Origin of the sequence: Desulfoplanes formicivorans (genome assembly GCF_001748225.1) — a bacterium.
Classification (GTDB): Bacteria; Desulfobacterota; Desulfovibrionia; order Desulfovibrionales; family Desulfomicrobiaceae; genus Desulfoplanes; species Desulfoplanes formicivorans.
This window is the reverse complement of sequence record NZ_BDFE01000008.1, coordinates 121,972-138,917: the sequence shown is the minus strand read 5'-3', so window position 1 is coordinate 138,917 and position 16,946 is coordinate 121,972. Positions and strand designations below refer to the sequence as shown.

The following is a 16,946-nucleotide window of genomic DNA, read 5'->3' as shown; positions in this document are numbered from 1 at the left end:
GGTAAACTATGGCACAAGAGAAAGTTGGTGCAGTCATGGTTGTCGGTGGCGGTATTGCCGGCATCCAAGCGGCCTTGGACCTGGCTGACACCGGTTACTACGTGTACCTGATCGAGAAGACGTCTGCCATCGGCGGGGCAATGGCCCAGCTCGATAAGACCTTCCCGACCAATGACTGCGCGATGTGAATACTCTCACCGAAACTGGTAGAGTGCGGTCGGCACTTGAACATCAAACTCCTCACTCTTAGTGAGGTACAGAAGATTGAAGGCGAAGCTGGTAATTTCACCGTAACCGTCAAGGAAAACCCGCGCTATGTCGATGTCGACAAATGTATTGCCTGTGGCATGTGCGCGGAAAAATGCCCCAAGAAGGTCTCCAACGAATTCGACGGTGGGCTGAGCAAACGCAAAGCCGCCTACATCCCGTACGGTCAGGCCGTACCCCTGAAATACGCTCTTGATCCCGAAAACTGTATCTTCATACAGAAAGGCAAATGCCGGGCCTGTGAAAAATTCTGTCCCGCAGACGCCATCAATTTCGCGGACACGGAAAAAATCCACGAAATCCAGGTCGGTTCCATCATCACGGCCCCGGGTTTCAAGGCTTTTGACCCCTCCATGTTCGACACCTACGATTACGCCCAGCTGCCCGACGTAGTCACCAGTCTCGAATACGAACGCCTCCTGGCTGCTGGCGGCCCGTGCATGGGCCACCTGGAACGCCCGTCGGACAATACCGTACCCAAAAAGGTCGGTTGGCTGCAGTGCGTGGGCTCCCGTAACATCAACAAGTGTGACAACGGCTACTGCTCCAGCGTCTGCTGTATGTATGCCCTCAAGCAGGCCATGGTTTCGGCCGAGCACGCCGACGGCGCCGATCTGGACCTGTCCATTTTCTACATGGACATGCGAACCCACGGCAAAGAATTCGACAAATACCTGGAAAAGGCCAAGGAAGAAGGCATCCGCTTTATTCCGGATCGCGTCCACACCATCTATCCCGGCCCCGACAACAAGGGTGTCATAGTCGAGTACATGGACACAACCACGGGTGAACGGGTCAAGGAAGCATTCGATCTCTTTGTTCTTTCCGTCGGTCTGCAGACCGGACCGGCCGCTCTGGACATGGCCCAGAACATGGGCATCAAGCTCGACAAGTACAATTTTGCCGAGACCACCAGCTTCAATCCTGTGGCCACCTCCAAGGACGGCATCTTTGCTGCCGGCGCATTCCAGGGCCCCAAGGATATCCCCCAGTCCGTGACCGAGGCGTCGTCCGCAGCCATGGAAGCAGCCGCCAATCTGCATTCCGTACGCGGCACCATGACCCAGGACAAAACATTTCCCACTGAAATCGACGTAGCCGGCCAGGAGCCGAGAATCGGTGTTTTTGTCTGCTCATGCGGTATTAACATCGCCGGGACCGTGGACGTGGAGGCTGTTGCCGAATACGCCAAGACCCTCCCGGGTGTTGTCTACGTCAAAAACAACATGTTCACCTGCTCTCAGGACACTCAGGTCCTCATGGCCAACGAGATCAAGGAGCAGCAGCTCAATCGTGTTGTCGTGGCAGCATGTACGCCCAGGACCCATGAACCCCTGTTCCAGGAAACCCTGAAGGAAGCCGGCCTCAACGAATATCTGTTCGAGATGGCCAACATTAGGAACCAGAACAGCTGGGTCCACATGAAGGAAAAGGAAAAAGCCACGGAAAAGGCCAAGGATCAGGTTCGCATGGCCGTGGTCAAGGCGGGCATGCTTGCTCCCCTGGATCATCTCTCCGTGGGCGTCAATCAGACCGCTCTGGTCGTTGGTGGCGGTGTTTCCGGCATGAAAACGGCTCTTGGCATAGCCGATCAGGGTTTCGAGACCATGCTCATTGAAAAGACCGACACCCTGGGTGGCAACGCCCTGCTCCTCAACAAGACCTGGAGGGGTGAACCCATCAGGCCCTATGTCGAGGATCTCATCGCCAAGGTCGAGGCCCATCCCAACATCAAGATATTCAAAAACACCACCCTCAAGAGCAACAAGGGTTCGGTGGGCAACTTTGTCACCGAAATCGACGTGGCCGGAGAAACCAAGGCCATCAAGTACGGCATTGCCGTTGTCTGTACGGGTGCCTCCGAATACAAGCCTGACGAGTATCTGTACGGCAAGGACGAACGGGTCATGACCCACCTGGAATTCGACAAGGAACTCCAGGAAAACATGCCCGTTGTTTCCAAGGCCAAGGGAGCCGTGTTCATCCAGTGCGTGGGCTCACGCTGTCCCGAACGCCCCTACTGCAGCAAGACCTGCTGTACCCACACCATGGAATCGGCCATAGACCTGAAAAAGGCCAATCCGGACATGCCCGTGTTCGTCATCTATCGGGATATCCGAACCTACGGCGAACGGGAGGACCTGTACCTCGAAGCCAGGGAACTCGGAGTCATCTTTGTCCGCTATACACTGGAGAACAAGCCTCAGGTCACCCGTGAAGGCGATGACCTCGTGGTCCTGGTCAACGATCCCATCTCCGGCAAGACTCTGGACATCCGGCCGAGCTATCTTGTTCTGGCCACCGCCATCGTGCCCAACAAAAGTGACGAACTGGTTGAGCTCTACAAATGCGGCCTCAACGAAGACGGTTTCATCATGGAGGCCCATCCCAAGCTCCGTCCCGTGGACATGACTGTTGACGGCATGTTTGTTGCCGGGCTGTGCCACTATCCCAAGCCCATTGACGAGGCCATTGCCCAGGCTCAGGCTGCGGTCTCACGGGCGTCCGTGGTCCTGTCCAAGTCCGAGATGCCCCTTGATTCCATCAAGTCCTATCCCACGGAAAACTGTGATGGTTGTGCACTGTGCGTGGATACCTGTCCCTACGGCGCCATATCCATGGTTACCTATACCAACGAGGACGGGGAAGAAAGACGGCACATCGAAACCAATGCATCCCTGTGCAAAGGGTGCGGTATTTGTGAAGCCACCTGTCCCAAAAAGGGCGTCTATGTCCACGGCTTCACCACGGAACAGCTCAGGGCACAGGTCATGGCTGCCCTGGAGGATATATAACGCACTTTGGCCGCGAGATCCCGGATTGAACACGGGATCTCGCGCACCAAAAGCCATAAACAAGGAGATGTTTCAATGGCAGACAATTTCGAGCCTGTAATCATCGGATTCCTCTGTAACTGGTGTGCATATGCCGGTGCAGACCTGGCGGGAGTCTCCAGGCTGCAATATCCCCCGAACATGCGCGCCATCAGGGTCATGTGCTCCGGCATGGTTCATCCCAACCTCGTTGTCGATGCTCTGGAAAAGGGAGCCGACGGCGTCATCATCATGGGCTGACACCTCGGTGAATGTCATTACCTGGATGGTAATCACAAAGCACTGGCTAGGGCAAACGCCATCAATCTGGTCCTCGAAGATCTCGGCATCGACCCCGAAAGGTTTGCGATCGAATGGGTTTCTGGGGCTGAGGCTCCCAAGTTCCAGAAGGTCGTCACGGAGTTTACGGAAAAAATCCGCACTCTTGGTCCCAATCCTGTTCGGCTGAAAAAGAAACGGGCCTTCAGCGCCTAACGATGTCAGGGTGAATCATGCACTGATTCAACCCATGGAGGTATAGAGATATGGCCAAAGTAACTGTTGCCGAGGAATGGCTCAACTCATGCTCCGGGTGTGAGATAGCCACTCTGAATATCGGTGATGTCCTGGTTGATCTCCTGGTCAACAACCTGGAGTTTGTCCACATCCCGGTCATCATGGATCATAAATACTTCGGGCAGACCGGTGAAGAAACCGAGATGAACATTCCCGAAGCTGTTGTTGGTATTATTTCCGGCAGCGTTCGCAACGAGGAACACGTTGAGGTCGCCAAGGAAATGCGCAAAAAATGCCAGATCCTAATCGCCTTGGGCACATGTGCCACAGATGGTGGTATCCCCGCCCTGATCAACATGTACGACAACGACGAACTGAACCAGTTCGTGTACAAGGATTCTCCCACTACAGATCCCGGAGAACCCCCGACCAAGAATATCCCGCCCTTGCTGGACAAGTGCTACGCCCTGGACGAAGTTGTGGACGTGGACATCTATCTTCCCGGCTGTCCTCCGCATCCTGACTGGATAACGGCCGCAGTCCTGGCCCTGCTTGAAGGCAAAACTGAATTCGCCATGCCTGAACGGTCCGTATGCGATACCTGCCCGACCATCAAACAGGGCAAAAAGGGATTGCCAGACATCAAGCGCATGCTCCAGAGCCCGGTATTCGATCCGGACAAGCCCATTGACGACATGCGCTGCCTGTTGGAACAGGGTTTTCTCTGCCTCGGGCCGGTCACCCGCGCAGGCTGTGGCGGCAAAAGCGGCAACCCTCGGTGCATCAGCACACGTATGCCCTGCCGAGGCTGCTATGGACCCATCCGCAAGGGTGCCAAGCCCATTGTCGACTATATGGGCGCCCTGGCTTCCAACGGTTTTGATCCCTCGACCATGCCGGACCGTCGTGGGTATCTGGCCCGGTTCTGCGGCGCACACAACATGCTGAAAAAACTAGGTTAGGAGGAGATAATGGGTAAGACATTAAATATAGCCCCGGTCTCCCGCATTGAGGGTCACGCGAGCGTCACCATCCAGCTCGATGACAGCGGCAATGTGGAAGATGCAAGACTTCATGTCTTGTCCCTCAGGGGATTTGAAAAATTCGTGGTCGGCCGTCCCGTTGAAGAGGTCTGCCGGATCGTCAACCGCATCTGCGGTATCTGTCCCTGGCAGCATCACCTGGCCTCCAACAAGGCTGCTGACCAGTGTCTCGGCGTAACACCGCCTCCCACAGGCCGGAAACTCCGTGAACTCTGCCAGATGCTGGCCTATATCCCGGACAAGATCCTTCACTTCTACTTTCTGGCCGCTCCGGATTTCGTCCTCGGTCCTGACGCCGACTATTCCGTGCGGAACGTTGTGGGTATTGTGGGCGCCGCTCCGGACCTGGCCAAGAAAGTCGTGCACATGCGCTACAAGTCCCAGATGATGCTCGAAAAATTCGCCGGCAAGGTCATCCATCCCATGGCCGCTGTTGTGGGCGGATACTCCCGGCCCATGCTGGAAGAAGAGCGCAAGGAACTTCTCCAGGGTGTTCTGGAATTCAAGGATTTCGCCCTGTTCACCATGAAATTCGCCCGGGAAGAGGTCTTCCCCAAATACCTGGACGCGGTAAAAACCCTGGGTGTTTTCCCTTCCGGGTACATAGGAACCGTGGACAAGGAAGGCGCACTGCAGCTCTATGATGGTGAACTCCGTCTCCAGAGCGCTGACGGCAAGATCGAACAGTTCCCGTACAGCGAGTACAAGAACCACATCGGCGAGCATATCGAGGACTGGAGCTATCTCAAGTTCCCCTACGCCAAGAACTGGGGCCAGCTGAAACTCGATGAAAACGACCCCGTGGGTGTCTACCGGTCCAATTGTCTGGCACGTATCAATGTCTGTGACAAGATGGCCACTCCCCTGGCTCAGGAAGAGCTGGAAATCTTCCGCAAGAGCTTTGGTCGCCCCGCGCACCTGACCCTGCTCTACAACTGGGCACGTCTGATCGAGCTGGTCTACTGTGCAGAACGCGCCGAGGAGCTCCTGAACGATCCCGAGATCACCGGAAGAGACATCCGGGCAACCAACATCGAACCCAAGGCTGGTGAAGGGTTCGGTTGTGTGGAAGCACCTCGCGGAACCCTCATCCACAATTACAAGACCGATGAAAACGGCATGGTCACCATGGCCAACCTCATTGTTGGTACGACCCACAACAATGCGGCCATGAACCTGTCAGTCAAGCAGGCCGCCAAGGCGGTCATAAAGGACGGCAAATACGACCAGGGCATCCTGAACAGGATCGAGATGGCCGTACGCGCCTATGACCCGTGAATGAGCTGCGCTACTCACCGCCTGGATGGCGGTATTGCCATGGAAGTCAAGATCCAGGACAGGGAAGGCAACACCCTGGATACCATGAAACGCTAGATTAGACAGCCGTACACAAATGGATTAAGAAGGCCGTTGCCCCCAAGCGGGCAGCGGCCTTTTTGGGTAACGCTCGTCCCGACACGGGACAAGATGAGGAGATAGTACATGGATTGGTCAAAAATGTTCAATTCCCGCGTGGTTGTTTTCGGGTGCGGGAATGTGCTGTATGCCGACGACGGTATTGGGCCGGCATTGATCGCCGCGCTGGAAAAGGACCCGGATGTGCCGGATGATGTGGCCCTGCTGGACGTGGGAACCTCCATCAGGGGCCTGCTCTTCGACATGGTCCTCAGCGATAAGCTTCCCGAACGGGTCGTCGTGGTCGACGCGGTCACCCAGAGCGATCGGGAGCCAGGCGAAATTTTCGAGATCGACGTGGACCAGATGGACCCCAAAAAAATCTCGGATTTCACCCTGCACCAATTTCCGACCACCAACCTGCTCAAGGAACTCAGGGACAGCACCGGGATTGATCTCAAGATTCTCGTTGTTCAAAGCGCCTATATTCCCGAGGCCATGGAAGAAGGCCTCAGCCCGACCCTTCAGGCCAAGCTTCCCGAGCTCATGGCCAAGGTCAAAACCTATTTCTGATAAACGAAAACGTGCCGAGGGAGGACCCAACGTTTATCTGCCTCCGATCCCTCCCACCGCACGCATATCCGGGGGCACCTTGCATGAGGTGCCTTCCCTGATTTTGCATCTCCCAATGGACAGTCAATCCCTGTCCGTTGGACCGAGTAGAACTCTTACCGATTCTTTCCAGGCACATCAGATGCCACGGACACCTGCATGACCGACATTACGACAATTCGCAATTTCAGCATCATCGCCCATATCGACCACGGCAAGTCCACCCTGGCTGACCGGATCATGGAACTGACCGGCCTCATTGCCGAACGGGACAAGAAGGACCAGTACCTGGACAGGATGGAGCTGGAGCAGGAGCGAGGTATCACCATCAAGTCGCAAACCGTCCGGATTCCCTATACCGCTCCCGACGGATCAAAGTATATTCTGAACCTCATTGACACACCAGGGCACGTGGATTTCAGCTACGAAGTCTCCCGCAGCCTGGCGGCCTGTGACGGGGCTCTTCTTGTGGTGGACGCCACCCAGGGAGTCGAGGCTCAGACCCTGGCCAATGTGTATCTGGCCCTCGACCATGACCTGGACGTGCTTCCCGTCCTCAACAAGATTGACCTGCCCAGCGCCCATCCCGAAGAAGTCTGCCAGGAGATCGAAGAAGCCATTGGCCTGGACTGTGGCGACCCCATCCTGGTGAGCGCCAAGACAGGTGAAGGGGTAAAGGAGCTTCTCCAGCGATTGGTCCGTGAAATCCCCTCTCCCAAGGGTGATCCCCATCAACCCCTGAAGGCTTTGATCTTTGATTCCTGGTACGACTCCTATCAGGGGGTCGTGGTTTTGTTTCGCATCCTTGAGGGAACCATCAAAAATCGCCAGCCCATCAGGATGTACTCCACGGGCAAGGATTTCGAGGTCACCCGACTGGGTGTTTTCTCTCCTGAACCAACGGACATTGAGGAACTCGGACCTGGCGAGGTTGGTTTCTTGTGCGCCAGCATCAAGGAACTGGACGAGGCCCGCGTGGGTGATACCATTACCCATCCCAAAAACCCGACCCAGGAACCTTTCCCGGGATTCAAGACCGTCAAGCCCATGGTCTTTTGCGGACTGTATCCGGTGGAACCGGCCGAATACAGCGTTCTGCAATCGGCTCTTGAAAAACTCCAGCTGAACGATGCGGCCTTTGCCTACGAGGCCGAAACCTCCCAGGCCCTTGGATTTGGTTTCAGAGCGGGTTTTCTGGGGCTACTCCACATGGAGATCATCCAGGAACGTCTGGAACGCGAATTCGGGGCGAATCTCATTGCCACAGCGCCGTCGGTGATATACGAGATCCACAAGACCAACGGCGAGGTCTTTGAAATCGACAACCCGAGCAAGCTGCCGAGTCCCGGCGAAATCGACACGATCAACGAGCCTTACGTCCGCATGGAGATCCACGTACCCAACGAGTATGTGGGCAACGTGTTCAAACTCTGTGAGGAGAAACGGGGAACTCAAAAGGACCTCAAATACCTCACGGCCAACAGAGTCATCATCACTTATGAGCTGCCCTTTTCCGAAATCGTGTACGATTTTTTCGACCGACTCAAATCCATGACCAGGGGATTCGCCTCCCTTGATTACGAAATCGTCGATTACAGGCCCTCGGACCTGGTTAAGCTGGATATCCTCATCAACGGTGATCCTGTTGATGCCATGTCCTGTATCGTCCATCGGGACAATGCCTATTACCGGGGACGTGCCCTGGCGTTGAAACTCAAACGGCTCATTCCCAGGCAGCTCTTCGAGGTCGTTATCCAGGCAGCCATTGGCAGCAAAATCATCGCCAAGGAACGCAACGCGCCCTTGCGCAAGAACGTTACCGCCAAATGCTATGGCGGGGACATCACTCGAAAGCGCAAACTTCTGGAGAAACAAAAGGAAGGCAAGCGGCGCATGAAACGCATGGGCAGTGTTGAAATTCCCCAGGAAGCCTTTCTGGCCGCCATGCAGGTGGATGACGGCAAATAGCCCATTCACGAACCACATCCAACATCCAATATCAGGACCGACTCATGGAACCACGCTGGCAAACCATCTTGAAAGAGTACGCCGAAGCACTTATCATCGCCTTTATTCTGGCCTTCATCATCAGATCTTTCGTGGTCCAGGCCTTTAAAATCCCCTCGGGGTCCATGCTCCAGACCCTGCAGATAGGGGATCATCTCCTGGTCAACAAGTTTATATACGGCATCAGGATTCCCTTTACCGATATTGTCCTGGCCCGTTTTTCCGACCCCCAGTTCAAGGATATCATTGTGTTCGAATTTCCTGAAGATCCTTCCAAGGATTTTATCAAGCGCGTCATTGGAACCCCCGGCGACGTTTTGGAAATGCGCAACAAGGTTCTCTACCGAAACGGGGAAAGGCTGAACGAACCGTATGTCCAACACGTGCAAAACGACTTCAGCCCGGTCCGGGACAATTTTGGTCCCATCACCGTTCCTGCCGACAAATATTTTGTCATGGGAGACAATCGTGATGAATCCTATGACTCCCGATTCTGGGGATACGTGGACCGGGACAAAATAGAAGGAAAAGCCATGATCCTGTACTGGTCCTGGGAAGGATTCTCAAATATTCGCTGGAACCGGATCGGCAAAATGGTCGAGTAGCTCATGATCGCCAGGGTTGAAACAACAGCCCTTTTGGGCATAGACGCTTTTACGGTCGACCTTGAGGTGGACCTGGCCAGAAGCGGCATGCCAGCCTTCTGCATGGTCGGTCTTGCCGAAGGAGCCGTGCGCGAGAGCAAGGAACGGGTTTTTTCCGCCCTCAAGAACAGCGGCTTCAAGCTGCCGCCATCGCGAATTACCGTCAATCTCGCACCGGCAGACGTGCGCAAGGAAGGAAGTGGTTATGACCTGCCCCTGGCTCTCGGCCTTTTGGCCGGTGCAGGTGAAATCCCTGAACATGCGCTGCGAGGATACTACATGGCGGGTGAGCTTTCCCTGAGTGGTGAGCTCCGGCCGGTCACAGGCATCCTGCCCATGGCCATCAAGGCTCGGGACATGCAGGCCAAGGCCCTGTTCGTTCCCCGGCAAAACGCGGCTGAAGCCGCCGTGGTCAAGGGGCTGACGGTTTTACCCCTGGATTCCCTGTCCCAGTCCATCCGGTTTTTCCTGGGTGAAACAACCATTGAACCGGCAAGCAGCGACCTCGATTCCCTCTGGGCCCTGCGTGAAGAGCATCACGTGGACTTTTCAGAGGTCAAGGGCCAGGAACATGCCAAACGGGCCATTGAAATCGCAGCAGCAGGCGCGCACAATCTCCTGTTTCTCGGACCTCCCGGCAGCGGCAAGACCATGCTGGCCAAGCGCATTCCCACGGTTCTTCCTCCCCTTGGATTTGACGAGGCCCTGGAAGTGACCAAAATCTACAGTGTGGCGGGTCATCTCAAATCAGACCCCATGATTGTATCTCGCCCCTTTAGATCTCCCCACCACACCATTTCCGACGCAGGACTCATTGGCGGCGGTCAGTACCCCAAACCCGGTGAAGTCTCCCTGGCCCATCGGGGCGTCCTCTTTCTGGACGAATTGCCCGAATTCAAAAAACACGTTCTCGAAGTACTCAGGCAGCCCCTTGAAGACGGCCATGTCACCATTTCCCGCGCAGCAGTCTCTTTGTCCTACCCGGCCGACTTCATGCTCGTTGCAGCCATGAATCCCTGCCCATGTGGCTACCTGGGCGATGAACGGCATCCCTGCATCTGCACCCCGAGCCAGATTCAGCGATACAGATCCCGTCTCTCCGGTCCACTTCTGGATCGCATCGACCTGCAGGTGGAGGTCCCGGCCGTACCATACAAGGAACTTCGTCAAAATACAGGTTCGCTTGATTCGGCCACCATGCGCACCCGCATTGGGGCAGCACGGGCTATCCAGGCCCATCGCTATCAGGACACCCCCCTGCTGACCAATGCCCAACTTTCCGGCAAATGGCTCCAGCAGTTCTGCCCGTTGGGAGACACTGAACACGCATTTCTCGAATCCGCTGTCAAACGACTGGGTCTTTCTGCCCGGGCATTCACACGCATTCTTCGCATCGCCCGAACCATTGCCGATCTCTCGGGCGACCACGCCATCAACATCCATCACCTGGCCGAAGCGATCAACTACCGCTCCCTTGACCGCCAAAACGAATCATTCTGATTCGTGTAGCAAACCGGTCCATCTCAACTTTCCAGGACGAGCTCACACACCGCCCTGCAGGGTTTTCGTGTCGGCTTCCCCGCACACACGCCACTCCCTGGCACAACTTCATGTACACGCCTCACCCTGCTTTATCCGACCCTACCAAGTCGTCATCTGCCCACGTGCCGACAAGACAAGTGGTTACACGCTTCTGGGCGAATCTGACGGTTATGGCATCCCCGATCGCTTGCCTTCACTTTGTTGAACGTGTCTGCATGGCGGATCATCAGAACATTTCACAAAAACAAGCGGTCATCACCATCAATGCAAACAGTCTGCAAGTGCATCCATCTTCTTTGAAAACACCAATAAATGCGTTCACATGCCTTTCCCAAATTTTTTCTGGATTTAATCTTGCGCTTACGATATAGGCATCCACATTTCCTACTGTCATGCTTTCATGTCCAACCCATTTTATGCAAGGAGGAAATCAATGCCATCAATCAAATGCAGAATCGCGGCCCTGTTTCTGGTATTCTCATTGATGTATGTCGGCCTGGGAACGGGCTTGTGCATGGACAAGGTCAACATCAACACGGCCACGGAACAGCAATTGGCTGATCTGCCCGGAATAGGACCGGCCATCGCCAAACGGATCGTGACCTATCGCAAGGATCACCCCTTCAAACAGATTGAAGACATCATGCAGGTCAAGGGAATCGGCCCCAAAATCTTTCAAAAGATCAAGGGGCTGATCAAGGTTTGACAGCTTCATGGTGCAACGCCTAACACAAGCGATCCCATCTGGTGGGATCGCTTGTGTTGCTTAACCTCCAATCATCGGGCACCAACATGATGACAATCGTTCAAAAACGTCAAAAAAAACTCGCCCTCACGCTGCAACACCACAATCTCAAGGCGTTGCTTGTCACCCATGCAGCCAACCGCTTTTATCTTTCCGGTTTCGAGCTCCACGATCCCCAGTGCAATGAGAGTTCGGGATGTATCCTGATGACCTCCGAAGGAGAAGCCTGGCTGTTTACGGATGGCCGGTACAAGGACGCGGCCGCCAGGATCTGGCCCCAGGATCGCATCTTCATTTATTCGGGGAACAAGGACGAGCACATGGCAACCTGGCTCCGCGACAGGGGCATCCGTACTCTGGGCATTGAAGCCGGGTCCATGTCGGTTGCCCAGTACAAGGCTCTTGGCAAAAGCCTGGACCTCATCCCCACCAGGAATCTGGTGGAAGAGCTCAGGACCATCAAGGATGCCACAGAAATACAAGCCCTTAAAAACAGCTGTGCATTGAATCACAAGGTCCTTGCACAGATTGAGCCCCTTCTCGCCCCGGGCATGGCCGAGGCCTCCCTGGCCTGGAAAATCGAACAATTGTTCAGGGAACAGGGTGCCTCGGAACTCAGTTTCGAAACCATTGCAGCCGTCGGTCCCAACAGCGCTCTGCCCCACGCTGTTCCGGGGGAAACAGTTATCACCGACAACTGCCCGGTCCTTGTGGATACGGGATGCCGCCTGGACAGCTATTGTTCGGATCAGACAAGGACTTTCTGGGTCGGTGAACATCCGACATCGATTTTTCAAGAGACTCTCAAACACGTTCAGGAGGCCCAACGCCTTGCCATAGAGCACTATCTGCCCGGGAAAGCCATCAAGGATGCCGACCAGGCAGCAAGAAACTATTTTGCCAAACATGGTCTGGATAATCATTTCACCCATTCCCTGGGGCATGGTGTAGGCCTTGAAACCCATGAACCGCCGGCAGTGGGACCACGATCACAGGCCGTTTTCAAACCCGGGATGGTCGTCACGGCGGAGCCCGGGCTGTACTATCCCCAATGGGGCGGCGTCAGGTGGGAACATATGGTTGTCATAACGGAGAACGGCCATGAAATCCTCTGAAACCGCTCACCTCGGGAAGGATACCCGGACAACGCGATCCCACCCCAATCCCCGGTGCTGGTCCGCCCATCTGTATGTGGAACTCCCTCGAACCGACATTGCGCTGTTCAAGTTCATTCTTGAGTCTTGCGACAATTTGGCGTACCTGTCGGTACTGGACAAGTACAGGGCATTGGTCCGCATCACCTTTGCCGAGGACATGCGTGAAACAGTGGTATCCCTTGTGCAATCATTGGAAGATACAGTAGCCATACGCAGCTGCTTCTCTATCTCTCCCTAGAATCGTTCCGTCATCATCCACCAGGATTTCGCCTCGCTCATGCACGCCGCACACAGCAACCCTGCCACACATTCTGCACCAGCCCCTGCCATTGAATCGTTTCCAGAGGGGGCAACCCTCTTTGCTGCTGGTGAAACCGCCCTGCGTTTTTATATCCTGCTGGGGGGCAGTGTTGCGTTGACCAAAGGCAATGGACCTCCCGTGCATCTTCGTGGACGTCATGCCTTTGGCATTGAGGGCATCATCAATCCATCGGGGACCCACCCCTGCACGGCCATTGCTCTGGAACCCTGCCGCGTGGCCACCTATCAGGCCGACATGGTTGATGACCTCCTGCAAAATTCTCCGCGTACACTCCAGCTCATTCTGAAAGGACTGGCCCATGTCCTGGAGGCAAGCTGGGCCCGACTCGACAAGACCCATCCAGGACAGATGCAGACCCAATTCGTGGGAAAGATACAAACCATGGGTCCTGGTCAATGGGTCATGCAGGATGGCGAAATGAGCACGGAAATCTACCGGATCATTTCCACCGACAAGGGCCTTGAAGTCGTCAAGAACGGCAATCAGCTGGCCGTGATCACGGAACCCGGAGAGATATTCGGCGAGATGGCATTTCTGCTCAATGAGGGAAGAACCGCTGGCATACGCTCCCTGGGCAACTCGGTGCTTGAAGTCTATTCCCCCGAGCAGCTGATCTCCATGCTTGCCGACTACCCCGACTTTTCACTGCGTCTGGTAACAACCCTGGCCCAGCGCCTTGCCAAAACCAGCCGGGAACTGGCCGAGATCAAGGGCTCCATGCCAACCAGCGCACCCAGCAAATAACTGTTTTTCAGAAGACTGTCTGCCGGCCTGCTCCCTGTCCGCATCAACCAGCAGGCCGATACGTGCCGGACAGACCGTTTACAGACAAAGCATCACGCAAGGAGCTTTACGTGAAAGACGACAAAGGACTTTATTACTATCCCGATCCCATGAACAAACAGGAACGCATGTACGTACGCGAGAATGATGGCGTCATCGAGTTCAGACTCTGGAGCAGCCGCAGTCCCGAGGTCTGGGAACGCCACGGTTGGCTGGACATGAGCATCATCCAGCGTGCCGCAGAAATACAGAAACAACGTGGCGGCAAGGCCCCCCTGGCAATCTACGACATGGATTCCGCCACCTTTTTGCTCAAAAACGACAAATAAGTATCCACAGCCCAGCATGCGTACCAGGCAGATTGGTGCAAACGGGACATAAAGAACCCCTGCAATCATAATTGCAGGGGTTTTTTATGTCATAAGGATGGATTGTCCTAAAACCGGACAACCACCTTTTTTTGTACCCCTTTGCGCATCACCTGGAAGACAAGATCTCTGTTTTCCTTGGCAGCGGGCAGGGCAACCTTGTGCAGATCAAGGGCGCTTGTGATACGCCGGTCGCCAACCAGGACCAGCACATCGCCCGGCTCAAAGCCTGCATTGGCGGCTCTGGAATCGGGCATCACCCCTCTGACCACAAGCATATCATCCCGGATGTCCAGCACGAGTCCCAAACGGCTGCTCCCGGCCGATGGACAGAAATAGAAATAATCGGCTTGTTGAGGGGTCATATCCGCCTTGTCCCGTGCTGGCATGACCGAAATCAAAGACGCATCCGGATCAAGGGTCTGCAAGCGGGCCGCAATGCCCCAACGATTTTCCACATGCCCGGCTCCGGCCAGAACGACCACCATATGCCCGGTTTTCCTGTGCCAGCTGACGGCTGCCTCGGCCATGGCCGTATCCCAAAGGGACTGAATCAAGAAAAAGGCTTCCCTGTCAGCGTCAGCATCCTTGTTCCCGCTCATCTGTGCATGCATGGCAAGCATGGGCTGAAGAGCCTGTCGTTGCCGTCTGGTCGCCGGGATGATCGAATCGGGTATGTAGAGGCGGTCTTTAAAACTCACGCCATCAAGCCCCTGTTTCCGGACCACATCCACCACGCGGCGCGGAACATTCAGGGCCGCAAGGGGCAGCTTGTACGTCTGACACACCTCGAAAATCGATCGATACAAGGCAAAAGGATGTCCCCAGCGTTGTTTCCAGTCCAGCAGGTCTTCCAGCTCCTGAAGGGACAGGTCTCCCCTGTTCCACCTGTCAAGTACGGGCTGTTTGTCCCGGGCGACCATTTCCAGTCCCACCACGGGTCTGCGTCCCTGTTTTGCCAGAGCGCGAACAATCATTGCCTGACCCATGTGGTCACAGCTCTTGGTATGCCCTTCACCCAGCAGAAGATACCCCGTCGTACCCAGGCGATCAGCCAGTTTTTCCGGGGTGATGACCGTTCCCCGGGACGTATGCAGGGTAGGCTGGTTGACCGGTTTCTGATCCGCAGGGGGTATTCCGTGCCGGGCACACCCGGCAGCAATCAGAGTCATCATGGCCAGCCCCATGAACTGAAAAACTATTGTTCTTTCCATGTTCCTTCTCCCTGCATTGCAACGCACCAGGAGTGCCCATCCATAACGCCCACAAAACACATTCCACAAGCCTTTTTCACCCTGGAATCACGCAACATGAAGCGACCTCCAGACGTTTTGCATCGTTCACAACTCTGGCAGAGAGCCAGCCTGGGCCTTGCCACTGTCACAAAGGCAAAAAAACCGGCAGGGTTGCCCCTGCCGGTTTGCATTCTGTAAAATGATCGTCGGAACTAATCCCACTTGCGCTTGTCCTCGATGAGCCGAATCTGGGGAGGCAGGCTTCCCGGGGCGAGCACCTTGAGCAAAGGACGAATCTTGATCTTCTCGCGAAAGGAATGCAACAACTCGTCTTCACGCTTGAAACTGCTGGCCTCGATGGACAGGATCATTTCGTCGATCCCGCCGGGGTTGGTCACTTCGATCTGCCAGCGTTTGACCTCTTCGAAACTGGCAAGGACCTGTTCCACCTGGTGCGGATAGACAAACATCCCCTTGATCCTGGCAGTCGTGTCCACACGCCCGACAATATTGCCAAGACGAGGCGAGGTCCGGCCGCAGGCACAGGGTTCACGGTCAATGTAGGAAAGATCTCCGGTGGCCAGACGAATCAGGGGATAGGTCTTATTAAAGGCGGTGACCACGATCTCGCCCACATCCCCATCCTTCAGGGGAATGCCCGTATCCGGATGACAGATCTCCACAAAACAGCGGTTGGCCACGTGCAGACCGTTTTTCTGGAAGCATTCGTACCCGATACATCCCACGTCAGCGGTTCCATACCCCTGACGCATGATGAGATCGAATTTTTTCTCAATGGTCGTGCGCATCTTTTCGGAAAACTTTTCTCCAGTGACAAAAGCCACTTCAAGATACAGCTCCTTGCGCAGATTGAGCCCTTTTTCCTCACCCTTCTGGGCCAGATGCATCAGATAGCTGGGCGTACCCACATATCCGGTCACCCGAAGCTTCTGCATAATATCCAGCTGATTGTTGGTATTGCCCGGACCGGCCGGGATAACCGCACAATTGAGTGTCTTGAGGGGTTCCTCAAACATGAGCCCTGCCGGGTTCATGTGATAGTTGAACGTGATCTGGGCCAGATCACCGGGCCTGAAGCCGGCCGCGTAAAAACTTTCGGACCATCCCCAGTAATCCTCACTGCGATCCTCGGGATCAAAGATCGGGCCGGGCGAAAGAAAAATGCGTCGCAGTTCTCCGAGGTCCTTGGTCAGGAGTCCGCCAAGGCGGGGGCCCATGGACTGGAGAAAAATGAGTTCTTTTTTCTTGAGAATGGGTATATGCTTGAGATCAGACAATTCCTTGAATTTTTCCACATCGAACTGGGCCCGATCGAACCGTTTTTTGACGTCCTCGGAATATCTGTAGGCATAGGAAAGCAGATCCTTGAGCTGAATCTGATAGAACTTTCTGCGTTCGCTCTCGTCAAGAACCTCGCGTCGGCTGTAGATTCCTTCTGTGCGGTCTTTGCGGGTCATGCGCCGCCACCCCCTTGCA

Annotated in this window: 16 protein-coding genes; 13 read left to right on the top strand and 3 right to left on the bottom strand. The window is 55.2% G+C overall.

The window, feature by feature from the left end:
• Positions 1-8 precede the first annotated feature (8 nt).
• The 8 genes from DPF_RS03285 (at position 9) to DPF_RS03250 (ending at position 10,797) form a co-directional block, all read left to right on the top strand.
• Entirely contained in the window at positions 9-3,062 is a 3,054-nt protein-coding gene (locus DPF_RS03285; protein ID WP_176724149.1) for an FAD-dependent oxidoreductase, read from the top strand.
• Positions 3,063-3,137: 75 nt separating this feature from the next.
• The gene (locus DPF_RS13865) at positions 3,138-3,575 is read left to right on the top strand and encodes a hydrogenase iron-sulfur subunit (RefSeq protein WP_176724148.1); all 438 of its coding nucleotides are present in this window, start codon (positions 3,138-3,140) and stop codon (positions 3,573-3,575) included.
• Between the two features lie 50 nt (positions 3,576-3,625).
• The gene (locus DPF_RS03275; RefSeq protein ID WP_069857441.1) at positions 3,626-4,558 is read left to right on the top strand and encodes an NADH-quinone oxidoreductase subunit B family protein; all 933 of its coding nucleotides are present in this window, start codon (positions 3,626-3,628) and stop codon (positions 4,556-4,558) included.
• A gap of 9 nt (positions 4,559-4,567) precedes the next feature.
• Entirely contained in the window at positions 4,568-6,013 is a 1,446-nt protein-coding gene (locus DPF_RS03270; protein WP_083254428.1) for a Ni/Fe hydrogenase subunit alpha, read from the top strand.
• Positions 6,014-6,121: 108 nt separating this feature from the next.
• Positions 6,122-6,607: a hydrogenase maturation protease gene (locus tag DPF_RS03265; protein WP_069857439.1), complete on the top strand. Its 486-nt coding sequence runs from the start codon at positions 6,122-6,124 to the stop codon at positions 6,605-6,607.
• 198 nt (positions 6,608-6,805) lie between these two features.
• The gene (gene lepA / locus DPF_RS03260; protein WP_069857438.1) at positions 6,806-8,614 is read left to right on the top strand and encodes a translation elongation factor 4; all 1,809 of its coding nucleotides are present in this window, start codon (positions 6,806-6,808) and stop codon (positions 8,612-8,614) included.
• 44 nt (positions 8,615-8,658) lie between these two features.
• Positions 8,659-9,258, top strand: a complete 600-nt coding sequence (gene lepB, locus DPF_RS03255; RefSeq protein ID WP_069857437.1) for a signal peptidase I — start codon at positions 8,659-8,661, stop codon at positions 9,256-9,258.
• Positions 9,259-9,261: 3 nt separating this feature from the next.
• Positions 9,262-10,797 carry a YifB family Mg chelatase-like AAA ATPase gene (locus DPF_RS03250; RefSeq protein WP_069857436.1) on the top strand — a complete coding sequence of 512 codons (1,536 nt, stop codon included), beginning with the start codon at positions 9,262-9,264 and terminating at the stop codon, positions 10,795-10,797.
• Between the two features lie 268 nt (positions 10,798-11,065).
• On the opposite strand, the gene DPF_RS13980 is transcribed toward DPF_RS03250, so the two are convergent.
• Positions 11,066-11,233, bottom strand: a complete 168-nt coding sequence (locus tag DPF_RS13980) for a hypothetical protein (RefSeq protein WP_176724147.1) — start codon at positions 11,231-11,233, stop codon at positions 11,066-11,068.
• Positions 11,234-11,272: 39 nt separating this feature from the next.
• On the opposite strand from DPF_RS13980, the gene DPF_RS03245 reads away from it, so the two are divergent.
• The 5 genes from DPF_RS03245 (at position 11,273) to DPF_RS03225 (ending at position 14,175) form a co-directional block, all read left to right on the top strand.
• Positions 11,273-11,545: a ComEA family DNA-binding protein gene (locus DPF_RS03245; RefSeq protein WP_218069953.1), complete on the top strand. Its 273-nt coding sequence runs from the start codon at positions 11,273-11,275 to the stop codon at positions 11,543-11,545.
• 86 nt (positions 11,546-11,631) lie between these two features.
• Positions 11,632-12,699 carry a M24 family metallopeptidase gene (locus DPF_RS03240; protein WP_069857435.1) on the top strand — a complete coding sequence of 356 codons (1,068 nt, stop codon included), beginning with the start codon at positions 11,632-11,634 and terminating at the stop codon, positions 12,697-12,699.
• Complete coding sequence (locus tag DPF_RS03235; protein ID WP_069857434.1) at positions 12,686-12,979, top strand: DUF4911 domain-containing protein; 294 nt, start codon at positions 12,686-12,688, stop codon at positions 12,977-12,979. The genes DPF_RS03240 and DPF_RS03235 overlap by 14 nt, the downstream gene beginning before the upstream one ends.
• 39 nt (positions 12,980-13,018) lie before the next feature.
• Positions 13,019-13,807, top strand: a complete 789-nt coding sequence (locus DPF_RS03230; RefSeq protein ID WP_069857433.1) for a cyclic nucleotide-binding domain-containing protein — start codon at positions 13,019-13,021, stop codon at positions 13,805-13,807.
• 110 nt (positions 13,808-13,917) lie between these two features.
• Positions 13,918-14,175, top strand: a complete 258-nt coding sequence (locus DPF_RS03225) for a hypothetical protein (RefSeq protein ID WP_069857432.1) — start codon at positions 13,918-13,920, stop codon at positions 14,173-14,175.
• 107 nt (positions 14,176-14,282) lie between these two features.
• Here the strand turns inward: DPF_RS03225 and DPF_RS03220 are convergent, their stop codons facing one another.
• The gene (locus DPF_RS03220) at positions 14,283-15,428 is read right to left on the bottom strand and encodes a ChaN family lipoprotein (RefSeq protein WP_069857431.1); all 1,146 of its coding nucleotides are present in this window, start codon (positions 15,426-15,428) and stop codon (positions 14,283-14,285) included.
• 233 nt (positions 15,429-15,661) lie between these two features.
• Positions 15,662-16,927 carry a phenylacetate--CoA ligase family protein gene (locus DPF_RS03215; protein WP_069857430.1) on the bottom strand — a complete coding sequence of 422 codons (1,266 nt, stop codon included), beginning with the start codon at positions 16,925-16,927 and terminating at the stop codon, positions 15,662-15,664.
• Positions 16,928-16,946: the final 19 nt, after the last annotated feature.

Bases quoted from the DNA above. Each gene is read 5' to 3' on its own strand.
- DPF_RS03240 (WP_069857435.1), top strand. From the start codon at position 11,632: ATGATGACAATCGTTCAAAAACGTCAAAAAAAACTCGCCCTCACGCTG.
- DPF_RS03235 (WP_069857434.1), top strand. From the start codon at position 12,686: ATGAAATCCTCTGAAACCGCTCACCTCGGGAAGGATACCCGGACAACG.
- lepA (WP_069857438.1), top strand. From the start codon at position 6,806: ATGACCGACATTACGACAATTCGCAATTTCAGCATCATCGCCCATATC.
- DPF_RS03250 (WP_069857436.1), top strand. From the start codon at position 9,262: ATGATCGCCAGGGTTGAAACAACAGCCCTTTTGGGCATAGACGCTTTT.
- DPF_RS03265 (WP_069857439.1), top strand. From the start codon at position 6,122: ATGGATTGGTCAAAAATGTTCAATTCCCGCGTGGTTGTTTTCGGGTGC.
- lepB (WP_069857437.1), top strand. From the start codon at position 8,659: ATGGAACCACGCTGGCAAACCATCTTGAAAGAGTACGCCGAAGCACTT.
- DPF_RS03245 (WP_218069953.1), top strand. From the start codon at position 11,273: ATGCCATCAATCAAATGCAGAATCGCGGCCCTGTTTCTGGTATTCTCA.
- DPF_RS03220 (WP_069857431.1), bottom strand. From the start codon at position 15,428: ATGGAAAGAACAATAGTTTTTCAGTTCATGGGGCTGGCCATGATGACT.
- DPF_RS03230 (WP_069857433.1), top strand. From the start codon at position 13,019: ATGCACGCCGCACACAGCAACCCTGCCACACATTCTGCACCAGCCCCT.
- DPF_RS13980 (WP_176724147.1), bottom strand. From the start codon at position 11,233: ATGACAGTAGGAAATGTGGATGCCTATATCGTAAGCGCAAGATTAAAT.
- DPF_RS03215 (WP_069857430.1), bottom strand. From the start codon at position 16,927: ATGACCCGCAAAGACCGCACAGAAGGAATCTACAGCCGACGCGAGGTT.
- DPF_RS03275 (WP_069857441.1), top strand. From the start codon at position 3,626: ATGGCCAAAGTAACTGTTGCCGAGGAATGGCTCAACTCATGCTCCGGG.